Annotated in this window: 14 protein-coding genes; 4 read left to right on the forward strand and 10 right to left on the reverse strand. The window is 46.5% G+C overall.

Features of this window, described 5'->3' with window-relative positions; translation table 11 throughout:
- Nucleotides 1-2 precede the first annotated feature (2 nt).
- A complete protein-coding gene (locus FM037_RS05530) occupies nt 3-974 on the reverse strand; it encodes a WD40 repeat domain-containing protein (RefSeq protein ID WP_144045176.1) in 972 nt (323 codons plus the stop codon).
- 167 nt (nt 975-1141) lie between these two features.
- Between FM037_RS05530 and fkpA the strand changes: the two genes are divergently transcribed.
- Both fkpA and FM037_RS05540 read left to right on the forward strand, forming a co-directional pair.
- Nucleotides 1142-1933 (forward strand): FKBP-type peptidyl-prolyl cis-trans isomerase, encoded by a 792-nt coding sequence (fkpA, locus tag FM037_RS05535; RefSeq protein ID WP_144045177.1) that lies wholly within the window; start codon nt 1142-1144, stop codon nt 1931-1933.
- 164 nt (nt 1934-2097) lie between these two features.
- Nucleotides 2098-2472 (forward strand): YacL family protein, encoded by a 375-nt coding sequence (locus FM037_RS05540; RefSeq protein WP_144045178.1) that lies wholly within the window; start codon nt 2098-2100, stop codon nt 2470-2472.
- A gap of 70 nt (nt 2473-2542) precedes the next feature.
- Here FM037_RS05540 and FM037_RS05545 read toward each other — a convergent pair whose 3' ends face one another.
- Complete coding sequence (locus FM037_RS05545) at nt 2543-3172, reverse strand: response regulator (RefSeq protein ID WP_144045179.1); 630 nt, start codon at nt 3170-3172, stop codon at nt 2543-2545.
- A gap of 79 nt (nt 3173-3251) precedes the next feature.
- The gene (gene narQ, locus FM037_RS05550) at nt 3252-4955 is read right to left on the reverse strand and encodes a nitrate/nitrite two-component system sensor histidine kinase NarQ (protein WP_144045180.1); all 1704 of its coding nucleotides are present in this window, start codon (nt 4953-4955) and stop codon (nt 3252-3254) included.
- Nucleotides 4956-5200: 245 nt separating this feature from the next.
- Between narQ and nrfA the strand changes: the two genes are divergently transcribed.
- Nucleotides 5201-6601 (forward strand): ammonia-forming nitrite reductase cytochrome c552 subunit, encoded by a 1401-nt coding sequence (gene nrfA, locus FM037_RS05555; protein WP_144045181.1) that lies wholly within the window; start codon nt 5201-5203, stop codon nt 6599-6601.
- Between the two features lie 184 nt (nt 6602-6785).
- Here nrfA and FM037_RS28460 read toward each other — a convergent pair whose 3' ends face one another.
- The 5 genes from FM037_RS28460 to FM037_RS05575 all read right to left on the reverse strand — a co-directional run bounded on the left by FM037_RS28460 (nt 6786) and on the right by FM037_RS05575 (nt 10187).
- Entirely contained in the window at nt 6786-6938 is a 153-nt protein-coding gene (locus FM037_RS28460; RefSeq protein WP_185976965.1) for a hypothetical protein, read from the reverse strand.
- A 304-nt stretch (nt 6939-7242) separates the two neighbouring features.
- Complete coding sequence (locus tag FM037_RS05560; RefSeq protein WP_144048843.1) at nt 7243-7752, reverse strand: RDD family protein; 510 nt, start codon at nt 7750-7752, stop codon at nt 7243-7245.
- Nucleotides 7753-7847: 95 nt separating this feature from the next.
- Nucleotides 7848-8102 (reverse strand): DUF2960 domain-containing protein, encoded by a 255-nt coding sequence (locus FM037_RS05565; RefSeq protein WP_144045182.1) that lies wholly within the window; start codon nt 8100-8102, stop codon nt 7848-7850.
- A gap of 74 nt (nt 8103-8176) precedes the next feature.
- Nucleotides 8177-8656 (reverse strand): GNAT family N-acetyltransferase, encoded by a 480-nt coding sequence (locus FM037_RS05570; RefSeq protein WP_185977055.1) that lies wholly within the window; start codon nt 8654-8656, stop codon nt 8177-8179.
- Between the two features lie 40 nt (nt 8657-8696).
- A complete protein-coding gene (locus FM037_RS05575) occupies nt 8697-10187 on the reverse strand; it encodes a carboxypeptidase M32 (RefSeq protein ID WP_144045184.1) in 1491 nt (496 codons plus the stop codon).
- Between the two features lie 218 nt (nt 10188-10405).
- Between FM037_RS05575 and FM037_RS05580 the strand changes: the two genes are divergently transcribed.
- A complete protein-coding gene (locus tag FM037_RS05580) occupies nt 10406-11053 on the forward strand; it encodes a YqiJ family protein (RefSeq protein ID WP_144045185.1) in 648 nt (215 codons plus the stop codon).
- A gap of 123 nt (nt 11054-11176) precedes the next feature.
- Here FM037_RS05580 and FM037_RS05585 read toward each other — a convergent pair whose 3' ends face one another.
- A complete protein-coding gene (locus FM037_RS05585; protein WP_144045186.1) occupies nt 11177-11803 on the reverse strand; it encodes a DUF2913 family protein in 627 nt (208 codons plus the stop codon).
- Nucleotides 11804-11822: 19 nt separating this feature from the next.
- Nucleotides 11823-13130: a DEAD/DEAH box helicase gene (locus FM037_RS05590; protein WP_144045187.1), complete on the reverse strand. Its 1308-nt coding sequence runs from the start codon at nt 13128-13130 to the stop codon at nt 11823-11825.
- Between the last annotated feature and the right edge of the window lie 36 nt (nt 13131-13166).

A 13166-nucleotide genomic window follows, 5' to 3' on the forward strand; every position in this document is an offset into this window, starting at 1 on the left:
CTCTAATGGACAGGTACTGGCCAAGTTTCGACTAAGCCATTGCTGCTGATGGTACGGATCTGGTTTGAATCCAGGTTCGCGACAGAGTATACAACGGCGCTCTTGATTTTGGCATGTTTGGTACGCTGAACTTGCCAGTTGGCCAAGGAACGACCTGTTTTGATGTCCCAGACCCGAACTTCTCTCGCCGGAGTGCCCGTCAGGAGCAATGTATCATGGTTTGAAAAGCGCGCCGCCGAAAAGTTCATTTTTCTGCGGTTGATTTTCAACTGACTGATTTGTTCGCCTGTGAGATTATCCATAATCTTGGCTATTTTAGTGCTGTCACCAATAAATGACAGGCTTCCTGATTCATTTAAGCTCACCTTAATGACCCGGTTATCGAACTGCCAGCTATGAATGGGCTGACCTGTGGTGGTGCGCCACAAGATGGCCTGCATATCATTTGAGCCGGTTAGGGCCAGTTTGCCATCGGCGGAAAGGGCCACGCTATTCACTTTTTCTGAATGGCCGAGAAACTTAATTAAGGAGGGGGTCTTGGTGGAGACGGACGGCATCAGAGACATGACACTGCCATCGGTGAGACCTATGAGCAATGAACCTGAGTTGGATACCGCCACACTTTGCCCGGTCGATGGCAATGACCACCAACCTAGAGATGAACCATTTAAGATGCTCCAGAGGGCGACTGAGTCTCTGCTTAGGGAAGCTGCAAACATTTGATTGGCTGAGATGGCGACATCGAAGGCGTCATTATCGGATTCACTGTGTATCCAGGTATATTTCTGCCTGCCAGTGTCGATATCCCAAAGCTGTATGCCGCTATTGGCCGTGCTAACCAGGACTAGTTGTCCACTCTGAGACAGGCTGGCATCATAGCTAGGCTCGGTGATCAATGCCTGTGTGTCTATGGCATCAGGCTGACAAGCTGAAATGGCGAGAGTGCAAAAAACAATCGAAAAGAAACTTTTCATGAACTTGCCCTCAATGCTGTTGTCTCTAGCTCTAGTGAACCTGCATTTACATTCGATTATTAAACATAAGTAATGTAATTGGAATAACGTATTTAACTAGTATAAAGTGGATCGCCTTATAAGATAAGGTTATTGTCTCGACTAGAAGATCCTGAGGAAGCTTTTTAATGAAATCTATTTATAAATTATCACTGGTTGCTTTGGCCGTTATCGGTCTATCAGCTTGTAACCAAGAGCAACAAACAACGGAAGCCGCGGCCAATGTTGAGTTGAAGACACAGGCACAGAAAGAAGCGTACAGTGTTGGTGCATCTATCGGTAAATACATGTCTGGTCATATCAAAGAGCAAGAAGAGCTTGGTATGCCAGTCGATCGTGACCTTATCGTGTCAGGTTTCAGTAGCGGTCTGAATGACCAGCTTAAGCTGACAGAAGAAGAGATGCAGACAGTCCTTCAGGGTCTCGATGAGAAGTTAAATGAGAAGCGTGAGGCTCAAGCGACTGTTCTTGCTGAGAAAGCTTTAGCCGATAGCTCTGCATTCTTAGAGGCTAACAAGGTTAAAGAAGGCGTTGTCACCACAGAATCTGGTCTTCAGTATGAAGTCTTGACTCCAGGTTCGGGTGAGAAGCCTGTTGCCGAAGACATGGTCGAAGTTCATTATGTTGGTACACTTACCGATGGCACTGAATTTGATAGCTCAGTCGCTCGCGGCGAGCCTGCTAAGTTCCCGCTAAACCGTGTGATTCCTGGTTGGACCGAAGGCCTTCAGCTTATGCCTGTTGGCGCTAAGTACAAGTTCGTTATTCCGGCTGACCTAGCCTACGGCGAGCGCGATACTGGGACTATCCCGGCTAACTCAACCTTGATATTCGAGGTCGAGTTACTTTCTATCGAAAAGGCTGGTGCACCGACTGCCGAAGCTGCAGCCGCTGGCGAAGATCATGGCCACGCTCACTAGTTCTCGCTTATTTTAAGTTGGCAGAGATTGACATAGGGACGCTTAGGCGTCCTTTTTATTGCCTGATATTTAGGGTTAGTGAAGCATGAATTACACATAGAGACTGACTTTAGGGTAAAATTATGGGAGAGATACGGTTAAATTTTTGAGTAATAGGTTTTAGTATGGAATATGAGTTTCGGCGTAATACCATGACAGCTACTGTGATTGCGAATTTTAGTATGGATCACGAGGTATTAGGTTTCTGGTTCGTCGAGGAGTTGGGTGAGTGCCAAGATAAGTTCAAGGCGCTCAGTCAGATAATCGAACAGTTACAAGTGGGTTCACTTACCCAAAAGCGCTGGCTAGGTAAGGCGCTATCACTGGAGCTGGACAGTGAAGAGGTCAGGGTGTTCGCCAACGAATTAGACGATGGATTAGATCATGAATTTGAAGATGACATGTCACTCTATAACGGTGAATCAGAGGCTTTTTGTGGTTTAGAAGATTTCCAGTCGGCATTATTGAGCTGGCGAGAGTTTCTCGACGAGACTCGTTAGAGGCTTTCTCCTCAAATAACGTCACCCATAAAAAAGGCAGCCATAGGCTGCCTTTCTCGATTTGAAACTGTTATTGACTGAGGTATCTAACCGCCATCTCGGTTCTCGATTTGGCGTTGGCCTTTCTCAGTAAATTTTTAACGTGAACTTTGACCGTGCCTTCGCTGATATGCAATTGCTCCGAGATTGTACGATTACTCTTTCCCTGAGCCACGAGTTGTAAAATCTGTAACTCTCTGGGGGTCAGGTTATCGATCCAGTCCTTCTCATCGGTTGCATCTTTGAGTTCATAGAGGTAGTCCTCAACGGACTCGCTGATCACTCTATGTCCCTGCATGGCTTGCTTTAGTTTCTCTAACAGGAGATCGGGCTCAGTATCTTTCAATAGATAACCATCGGCACCGGCTCTAACCAGACGAATGACATCCTGTTTGGCGTCGGAAACCGTTAGAATAACGATGCGGGAAGTGACTCCTTCCTGACGCAGACCGTTTAAGGTATCTAATCCAGTCATCCCTTTCATGTTGAGGTCGAGTAGCACTATATCCGGCTCACTTTCTTCGATAGCCGACAGGGCATCTAATCCGCTACCAGCCTCACCAAAGAGAGTGAAATCTGAGTCAGAAGTGATTAATTGGCAAATACCGCGGCGTAACAGCGGGTGATCATCGACAACGAGCACTGAGTAAGGTTTGCCCATTTTTTAAAGCGCCTCCTGCAAGGGTGTTTTCTTATGCCTTGTATTACATACAAAGAAAAATATGAAGTTAATCATTTATCTAGGCTGGTTCCTGCTGAGGAGGGAAAGTCAGTGTTACTCTCGTTCCTCCTTCGGGATTGCCGTTGAACTCCACTATACCCGATAAGCGGCTTGCACGCTCATGCATAATGCCTATGCCGAAATGCTGATCACGTTTCTTCACCCTATCTATGCCGATGCCATTGTCACTGATGGTGATGGTGACATGGGTATCTGAGTCTTTAAAACATCGAATGTTAATTTGATCTGCTTGGGCATGCTTGATGGCGTTAACCGTCGCTTCTCGGGTTAATTGCAACACATGGATATGTTGATGGGCGCCGAGCAGTTGCATGGGCAGTTTATAATCTAAGGTGAGCTTAGCATCGGATTGACTGCGAAGCTGTTCTAACATGGCTTCGATGGCATGGTGCAAGTTTGGATCTTTGACGGTCAGCCTAAAGGTCGATAATAACTCTCTTAATTGCACATAGGCGGTGTTTACCCCTTCGTTGATTTCAGATATCTGTTGTTCGACCTGGGGGCTGCGGCAAGCACTGTCCAGCCCTTTAGACAGCAGGCTGACTTGGATCTTTAAGAAGGAGAGGATTTGACCCAAGGAGTCATGCAACTCTCTGGCTATGACGCCTCGTTCCTCCATAAGCGCGAGTTGTTGCCTCTGCTCTCCGGCATTATAGATGACGATCGAGCGAGCCAACATGATGGCAAAATTTTCGAACAGTTGATAATTCGGCTCCTCGCTGGAGTTAGCCTCTAAGTAACCCAGCTCATTGGATTCAAACTTAAGCGGGAAGTGGGTCTGGATATTCGGTTTCAGAGGCCAACCACCGTCGGCCTCTATGACTAATTCCTCTTCATTGTCCTGCACTATCACCAGGCGAAGGAATGTCTCAGGTTCATGAGCTCTGAGCTGATTGAGTGCGGTTTTCAAGCTGCTAATTTCGAGCTTCCCCGAATGGAGCATGACCAGGTTATCGTACAAGAGGGTTAACTCGTTATTACTGCGTGTCAGGGCTAATGTTTTATCTTTTACCTGGCTCTCCAGACCCTGGTAGAGGGCCGACAGCTCTTTAGCTGTAGATTGGAATGCATTACTTAAGGCGCTGAGTTCAATATACTCAGATTTAGGCATCTCGACATTGAAGTTTCCTTTGGAGATGGTATTGGCTGATTCCATTAACTGATTGAGGGGCGCGACCACTTTTCGTTTGGTGAAACGTACCGCGATGAAAGCGATAAATAACATTAAGGCCAGCCCGATAATTTGGCTCACGGCTAACAATTTCAATTTGAATGCGGCGTAGTGCTCAGTTTCCAGAACCAATAGGTCGATAGTATCGACAAAGTCTTTCAGTGCGGCAGCGTAGAGGCGTGAATTCTCCTCTTCGATATACGATCTCATCACCTTCCATTTGTGAATAACCAGACGATATTGCTCGCCGAGCTCGTCGGGGGTTTTCCAGTCGAGTGAACGCTTAAGTGCATCTGAATATAGAGTATTTTCAAATTCTTCTATCTTTTGTAAGGCATTTTCGCTGCCAGAGTTTGCATAGAACATTAAACGATAGCTCTGCATTCGCAGAGAACCGGATGCATTGATGGCCCTTGCATCCCCAAGACTATAGGCTAAGTTGATGATGGCGAAGGTCGCCAGACCGCTCGATAATAATATTAAAGTTAACATTAGACCCAAAATGGTCGACGTTAAACTGCCTTTTTTCATTAGTTAAAAACTCGCTAAATTATTTTGAATAGTCTATTTGTTAGACTCGTTCTAATTTAGTTCCCACTTAAGCCCGTTAACAAATTGGCAAAAGTGTGAACAACAACACGTTTACATTTTGATCTACCGCAAACTTTACATCGTATACTCACTTGGGGTATATTCTAAATGGTGTTAAGGGTCTAACTTTGGCCTTGGAGATGATGTGGTTATTAAGACTATTATAAAAGTAACACGGAGATGAGATGGTGAGAACATTAACTAAAAAATCCTTTGTACTAAGTGCAATGGTCGCAGCGAGCCTGATGGCTTCCGGCGTGATGGCAGATAATAAAACTGAGCCTAGAAGCGAAGTCTATAAAGATAAGTTTTCTAAGCAGTACAACAGCTGGCATGCAACCTCTGAGAGCTCTGAGATTGTCGATGCACTGGAAGCCGATCCTAATCTAGTGGTTTTGTGGGCAGGCTATGGCTTCGCTAAAGATTATAACAAGGCCCGTGGCCATATCTACGCGGTAACTGATTTGCGCAATACACTGCGTACCGGTGCACCTAAGTCAGATGAAGATGGCCCAATGCCTATGGCATGTTGGAGCTGTAAGGGCCCGGATGTACCTCGCATGATCGAGGAGCAAGGGGAAGACGGTTACTTCACGGGTAAGTGGTATAAAGGCGGTGCTGAAATAGTCAACACTATCGGTTGTAGTGATTGTCACGTGAGCGGTAAGTCTAAGCTACGTATCTCTCGTCCTTTCGCCGAGCGCGCGATGGAAACCATAGGTACGCCATTCGATGAAGCTTCTCGTAAAGATAAGCAGTCTATGGTCTGTGGCCAATGTCATGTCGAATACTACTTCGAGAAGACTAAAGATAAGAAAGGTTTTGTTAAGTTCCCTTGGGATCAAGGTATTACCGTAGATGCTGCAGAAGCCTATTATGATGGGATTGAGTTTGCTGATTGGACTCACAAGATCTCTAAGACACCTATGTTGAAAGCACAGCATCCTGGTTATGAAACTTGGAAGCTTGGCGTACATGGACAGAACAATGTAAGTTGTACTGACTGTCACATGCCTAGAGTCAAGAATGCTGAAGGCCGTAAGTATACCGATCACAAGGTGGGTAACCCATTCGATCGCTTCGAAGAAACTTGTGGTTCTTGTCATGAACAGAGCAAAGAGTTCATGGTCGACCTGACTAATCAGCGCAAGGCGAAAGTTGAAGAGCTTAAGATGGCAGCGGAAGGTCAATTGGTTAAGGCACACTTCGAGGCTGGTGCAGCTTGGGAAGCCGGTGCTACCGAAGCCGAGATGAAGCCTATTCTGACCGATATTCGTCATTCACAGTGGCGCTGGGATTATGCGACAGCCTCTCACGGTGTTGCGGCTCACGCTCCTGCTGAAGCCCTACGTATCTTAGGTACAGCGGTAGATAAGGCGGCTGATGCTCGTGTTAAGCTGGCGCACCTGCTTGCTAATAAAGGTGTTAAACAGCCTATCTCATACCCTGACACTTCTACCAAGGCTAAGGCACAAGCTGCCATGGGCATGGATATGAAGAAGCTGAATGCCGATAAAGCAGAGTTCAAGAAGACTGTACTGCCTAAGTGGGATGCAGAAGCTAAGAAGCGTGAAGCGACTTACTAAGCATGAGTCATTCTACTCAGTTTAAAGATAGTAGGCTGCAGTGATTAAGCTTGCTTATAAAGAGAGATGGTGTTCAGATTAGGAACGCTTGACTCATCTTTTAAATATAAAAATCCGAAGCTAATCTAGCTTCGGATTTTTTTATGCCTTTAGATAAGCAAATTAGGCTTTAGGAGCTTTGTTTTTACCTAAACGGATCGCTGAACTTCTCATCATTTAGAAAACTCTCATCGGTCAAGGTGTGCAGGAAGGCGACAAGATCTGCTTGCTCTAGCGCCGAGAAGTTATATTGCACCGGATTTCCCTCTTGATCTCTTAAATTTTCCTGTATGACCATTGATACCTGTGGTTTCAAATACACTTAAGTCATTATCGGAAGTGTCATCCAGATCGTGATTACTGGCTATGGTCGTTGCGTTTGAATCTGGGGCGATAAGAGGGCCAACAAAGGCTTCAGAGCTATGGCAGCGATGCCGTTTCTAAAACAGACGATTGAAATTGAAGGTTATCGACGGATTATGTTGTAGCTAATGAAGTGCAAAAGAAGGCTGAGTGTTGAGCTACGAGTTACGAGCTAATATTCTTTGCACTAGCTCGCGGCTCGCAACTTTCTATGCTGTTTATTTGGCTTATTGCTGCTGTTAAACGCCGCGCCAGTTACGCATCTTGTTGGCTTCTTTCGACAATACCACGACTTCTGAGCGGGTCATCATATCTTGCAGGGCAAGTTTATCACCGTTGATCAGGATCCACAGGTTACCAATTCCTAACAGAGACCATACCAGACGAGCCGAGGCTGTGATCATACTCAGGCATTGGCCGTTTGGGTGCTGGATTTTTAGTTGCCAGGCACGCATGCCTAGAGTTTGACCGCCGTAGCTCCAGAAGGAGATGTAAAACAGACCTACACACACTGCTATCCAAAGCTGGTATAACCCCTTGTAAAGCGAGTCGCTATTGAGCAAATCTGATACATGCTCATAGGTCCCCATGTCTATCAAACCCGAAGAGGTGAGGGCGGTAAACACGCCAAAACCTATGGCGCCGGCTATCATATAGACGGCTACCGCGAGTAGAAGATCATAGACGGCAGCACCGCAGCGGCGAAAGAAACCCGCTCGAGGAAAGTTAGCGTGTTCGCGGTTTGGCATTGAACTCTCGGTCATTTTGGTGTTCACTCTCACATTCAGTTTGTCGTTGCTGTAGTTGTTAGTCTAAGTTCTAAGACTAAGATTCTAAGCTAAAGCTATTTGGCTTTTGGGTCATCTTTAATGTAATAGATATCGCTAAAGCCCATACGAGCGAACTCTTTATCTCTGAAGTCTCTCACTGCTGCAGAGCCTTTCGATGTCATGGCGACTTGCTGCTCCATCATATGGTAGCGGGTAAGGTCGACGCCTTCGGCGGCTGCAATGGCCTCATGGATATCATGATGCTTGTCGTAAGCAAAGTTGATCTCTTTCGCTTGTTTCTTATATCTGTACGTTACTCTTACTGCCATAATTTACTCTATTGATTCTCTTGTACTAAGTGTTTATTCAATCTGATAAAACTTCTAATAACACTGTCATATGCCTATATTTTCAAGACCATATAACAGGCATCCGCAGTATAAGTTTCCAGGCTTTTATCGATAGACTGCGGCACGAAGCCATGTTTTTTCCAGTAGCTACTCGCGCCTTGGACTGCCACTAAGGAGATACTGTTAAATGAGAGCTGCCGAGCCAATGTTAACAGCTTTTCGAAAACGGCGCGTCCGGCTCCTTTTCCTTGAGCGTCTGCCGATAGGGCTATGTCATGCAGATACAAGGTATCGGCTTGCTTAACCTGACTGACCACTTGTTCCAGTGAGGGTGGCGAGCCGAGAATCCAGGGATGTGCCAGGCAGTATCCAACCAGGTGTTTTTCTGCCTCTATGACGAAGCAAGTTTGTGGGGAACATTGCCATTTACTCTGCAACACACTCAGAGACTCAGGCGCTATTTCAGGGTAACACTCCTCCTGAATCAAGAGGATAGACGCCCAGTCTCCGGAGTCGATATTTCGCAGGTGCATCATTTTATCCTGACAGCCTAATTTATCCCCGTATGATACGTTATTTAAGGTATCTTTGCTCTAGATGACGCCTAAAGAATTTAGGGTTTAGGGTCTCTCCTGTAGCGCGCTTAACCAGTTCTTCGGTGGTTAATAAGCTGCCTTGAGACCAGATGTTCTTGTCCAGCCAATCGAAAACCTGAGCTATGTTACCTTGGGCCAGCAGTTCATCAACCGGACCTAAGCTCGCTTCCATAGCGAATCTAAATTGCGCCGCATACATGGCACCTAAGGTATAACTGGGGAAGTAACCTAGTTCACCTACGGCCCAGTGGATATCTTGCATACAACCATTACGGTAATCATCTCGGGTATCTATACCCAACAACGACTTCATATGCTCCGCCCAGAACTCGGGAAGGTCAGCAACGTCTAAACTACCGTCGACTAAGCCCTTTTCGGCCTCGAAACGCAATAGAATATGACATGGGTATGTGACTTCATCTGCATCGACTCGTATTAAACCTGGCTTGACTCGGGTATAGATGTGATTGAGTTCACCTATGGTGAGTTGGCTGTTTAGGTGCTTGCGTAGCTTAGGCTGGATCTGAGTGAGAAAACCTTCGCCGCGGCCTAGCTGCATCTCACAAAATAGGCTCTGACTCTCATGTATCGCCATTGAACGATGACCGCCAGCAGGTTGACCACGCCACTCCTTCGGGAGTCCCTGTTCATATCTCGCGTGCCCCGTTTCGTGGACTATTCCCATTAAGCCGCTGGTAAAGTCTGCTTCATCGTAACGCGTGGTTAAACGTATATCACCGGGTACGCCGCCACAGAAAGGGTGGCTGCTGACATCTAAACGACCTTGGGTGAAATCAAACCCCAGATATGCCATCACATCCCGGCCCAGTGCCTCCTGGCTTCGGGCTGAATATTTAGCCAATGATATCTTGCTGTCACCGGCTTGCAGCCCTTGAACCGTCTCTATTAATCCAGGTAGCCAGGATTTAAGATCGCCAAAAATATGCTCGAGGCGTTTGGTGGTCATGCCTGGCTCAAATTTATTTAACAAGGCGTCGTAGGGAGTGAGCTCTTGCGCCTGTGCCCGTATGGAAGCTTCCTCTTTTACCAGTTTCATCAGGGCTTCAAGATTAGGTTTGAATCCCTGCCAGTCATTATTAGCTCGCTGCTCACGCCAAGCATGTTCGCAGCGGTAAGCCAGCTGTGTTTTAGCTTGAACGAGGTCGGCGGGAACGACATTGGCTTGCATGAACTGATAACGGATCTCTCTGAGGTTAGACATTTGGTGACTATCGAGTAGCTCCTCTTCGGCCTGTTCGATACTGGTTTCGATAAAACAATCTGTTTTTAGCTCATGAATATGACGAGCCAGTTCGGCCATAGCGGCCCCTCGACTTTCGCTGCCGCCAATAGGCATCATGGTGGCCTGATCCCAATCACCTAAGGCACTAAGATGTTCGAAGTGGGCGATTTTCTGAAAGTGTTCAGTTAAATGCAGGTAATGGGGCGTACTCGGTGAGTGTGTCATGCTGGCTCTTCATCAAATTTTCACTTGCGTTATGTTATCACTCAATCTTCAGCAGTGCTTAGTGATATGTAAAAAGCTTAATCTTAATATTGTTTCTATATTGTTTTGGCTTTGCTATTATTTTAAACAATACGGATTAAGTTTGTGAACAAGGTAAGTTCACTAATCTCGTTAAGTTTCAATAAAATGGATGCGGTAATACACATGGAGGCGACAATATGGTGGACTTTCTACTCACCCAAGCTAATTTACCTTTTACACTCTCTCTTACGTTTGTACTCATACTCGGCGTGTTCGAAGCACTGTCGTTGTGCATTGGTTACAGCCTAGTGGGGGCTCTGGATGATTGGGCGCCCAGCGATCTCGATATTGACTCCGATGCGGATAGTTCCGCGGGCGGGAGTGGCTTAACCGAGATTGCCGCTTGGCTTTGTCTGGATAGGTTGCCATTACTTATCTGGTTTGTGCTGGTGTTGGTCAGTTTTTCAATCACTGGCTATATTAGTAATTACATCTCATTGGCTATCAATAATGAGCTACTTCCTCAAAGTGCAACTCTGCCCATAGCACTCTTCTTTACGGCCTTCTCCTGCCGTTATATCGGTGCACTCGTTGCCAGTATATTACCTAAAAATGAATCCAGTGCCGTGTCTATCGATGGCCTACTCGGCAGTGTTGGCACAGTGACCATAGGTTGTGCGATTAAAGGCAATCCCAGTGAGGCCTTAGTCAAAGATCAGTATCAACAGAAACATTATGTACTGGTGGAGCCGGAATTAGCTGGCATCGAATTTAGTCGTGGTACTCAAGTCGTGTTGCTAAGAAGGGAAGGGACTGTATGGTCTGCAGCAAGGTTTGATTCTTAACCGTTCAAGATATTGGGGAGCTTTGCGCTGCTAATATCAGATAGATAAGAGATAAGAAAGACATTAAAAAAGCACCTTAAGGTGCTTTTTTAATGTCTTGAGTAAAGCGATAGGTTAACTTGCTTATTCTACAAGAAGTGCCATGGCCGGTAGCTGATTATCGGGGCAGATGAGATAGGCCTTATGATGTTTAATGAGGCTAGCTTTCTTATTGCCTTGGCTTAGCAGCAAACCATGTTTGGCTGCCATTTTTGCCAACTCTTGCTCATTGGCGCGGACATAGAGGGTGATGGTCTTAGTCAACTGATCGCCATCTATGTGTCCATCATATTGTTTATTCGAGATAATCAGGCTGTTTTGGCCACTGCTATCTAGCTTTAGCTTAGTGGTGACTTCAGAATCTAAGATAACGACCCAGTCATTTTCTTTAAGCTCACTTAACATGGCGTTCAGAGATGCACCCACTGCCTGATTTTGTTCTGCTGCCAGATATTGTCCTTCTATGCGTTGCAACACAGAGGTCAGTTGAGCTGCAGCACCCATGCTGCGGGCATCACGGATCCACTGGTTAAGCTCTTTGGCGATCAACTTAGAGAAGCGTCGCTCCTTCAGAGCTTGAACCATCCAATTACACAGGAAGTGACTCTCGGCCGCGGCCGTTTTAACGACATTCTTGCTCTTGCTGCGCTCTTCGAGCGCTGCAAGGCCTGCTTGAGTAATTTCGATGAGGGCCTGATTATAATTAGTCATCAATTTATTCCCTTAAGCCTTAGCGGATTTTCTTGGCCTTAGTGGCCGGTCTGTTAGAGGAGTTTTTCACTTTTACTCGACGGCCTTCCATGTTTCTCTCACCGACGATCTGGGCACCTGCGTTATCTTCACGCTGCTGTTTCTTGGCGAAGCTACGACGATTCTGTAGTTGCTTGATTAGCAGGTCTCGGCTACCGACTTCATATCCGGGGATTGTGATACGGCGCAGTTTCTTGCCGATTAATGTTTCGATATCGTATAGGGTGCGCTCCTCTTCACGGCTCACCAGAGAGATGGCCACTCCAGATTTACCCGCACGACCGGTACGACCGATACGGTGAACGTAATCTTCGGCAAGGAAAGGCAGATCATAGTTAACTACGTATTCGAGATCCTGAATATCAAGGCCGCGTGCTGCCACTTCGGTGGCAACTAAGGCGCGAACCTTACCCTCTTTAAATTCTCTTAAGGCGCGGCGACGGTTGCCTTGGGCCTTCTCACCATGGACCACAGATGAAGGAATACCATCCAGGTTGAGCTCTTTAACCAGCTTATCGGCGGCATCACGAGTGGCGGTAAAGACGAGTACCTGTTGCCAGTTTTTCTTACCGATAAGCTCGGAGAGTAGCTCGCGCTTGCGACGTTGTTCAACAGGATAAATGACCTGGCTAACTGTGTCAGCTGTACTGTTTTGGCTGTTTAGACTGATAAGTTTAGGCTTGACTAACATGTCGTTAGCCAGTTTCTTCACGGCACTGGAGAATGTCGCCGAGAAGAGTAAGTTCTGACGCTGCTTGTTGACAGCCTGCATTATTTTTTGGATATCGCTAATAAAGCCCATATCTAACATGCGGTCGGCTTCGTCCAACACCAAAAATTCGACATTAGACAGGTTTAAGTTACAGGCTTGAAGGTGCTCGAGCAGGCGGCCCGGGGTAGCGACTATGATGTCTGTGCCACGTTTAAGTTTCTGTGCCTGACTCTCTAACTTTACCCCACCATAGATGGTCAAGACGGAGATATCGATATACTTGCTGTAATCACTGATGTTGTCGGCGATCTGAGAGGCAAGTTCACGTGTCGGTGTGAGGATCAGCGCCCGAGTATTCGATCTCTGTGTCTGCATCGGGTTATCGAACATTTTCTGCAGAATAGGCAGTGCGAAGGCTGCGGTTTTACCTGTGCCGGTTTGAGCACTGGCTAAGACATCCTGACCACGGCGGATCGCCGGTATGGCTTCTTGCTGAACAGGCGTCATTTTTTGATAACCGCATTCAGAGATAGCGCGCAAAATCTCGGGAGCAAAACTAAAAGATTCAAATCTCATCTTGGGGCCTCTATTTAACTTGTTCATTCACCTGAC

It is taken from the genome of Shewanella psychropiezotolerans, from assembly GCF_007197555.1.
GTDB classification, from domain to species: domain Bacteria; phylum Pseudomonadota; class Gammaproteobacteria; order Enterobacterales; family Shewanellaceae; genus Shewanella; species Shewanella psychropiezotolerans.

Excerpts from the sequence above, each read along its gene's own strand:
- FM037_RS05565 (WP_144045182.1), bottom strand. The coding sequence starts at position 8,102 with ATGGCAGTAAGAGTAACGTACAGATATAAGAAACAAGCGAAAGAGATC.
- FM037_RS05585 (WP_144045186.1), bottom strand. The coding sequence starts at position 11,803 with ATGACTAATTATAATCAGGCCCTCATCGAAATTACTCAAGCAGGCCTT.
- FM037_RS28460 (WP_185976965.1), bottom strand. The coding sequence starts at position 6,938 with ATGGTCATACAGGAAAATTTAAGAGATCAAGAGGGAAATCCGGTGCAA.
- narQ (WP_144045180.1), bottom strand. The coding sequence starts at position 4,955 with ATGAAAAAAGGCAGTTTAACGTCGACCATTTTGGGTCTAATGTTAACT.
- FM037_RS05545 (WP_144045179.1), bottom strand. The coding sequence starts at position 3,172 with ATGGGCAAACCTTACTCAGTGCTCGTTGTCGATGATCACCCGCTGTTA.
- FM037_RS05540 (WP_144045178.1), top strand. The coding sequence starts at position 2,098 with ATGGAATATGAGTTTCGGCGTAATACCATGACAGCTACTGTGATTGCG.
- FM037_RS05570 (WP_185977055.1), bottom strand. The coding sequence starts at position 8,656 with ATGCACCTGCGAAATATCGACTCCGGAGACTGGGCGTCTATCCTCTTG.
- FM037_RS05590 (WP_144045187.1), bottom strand. The coding sequence starts at position 13,130 with ATGAGATTTGAATCTTTTAGTTTTGCTCCCGAGATTTTGCGCGCTATC.
- fkpA (WP_144045177.1), top strand. The coding sequence starts at position 1,142 with ATGAAATCTATTTATAAATTATCACTGGTTGCTTTGGCCGTTATCGGT.
- FM037_RS05575 (WP_144045184.1), bottom strand. The coding sequence starts at position 10,187 with ATGACACACTCACCGAGTACGCCCCATTACCTGCATTTAACTGAACAC.
- FM037_RS05580 (WP_144045185.1), top strand. The coding sequence starts at position 10,406 with ATGGTGGACTTTCTACTCACCCAAGCTAATTTACCTTTTACACTCTCT.
- FM037_RS05530 (WP_144045176.1), bottom strand. The coding sequence starts at position 974 with ATGAAAAGTTTCTTTTCGATTGTTTTTTGCACTCTCGCCATTTCAGCT.
- nrfA (WP_144045181.1), top strand. The coding sequence starts at position 5,201 with ATGGTGAGAACATTAACTAAAAAATCCTTTGTACTAAGTGCAATGGTC.
- FM037_RS05560 (WP_144048843.1), bottom strand. The coding sequence starts at position 7,752 with ATGCCAAACCGCGAACACGCTAACTTTCCTCGAGCGGGTTTCTTTCGC.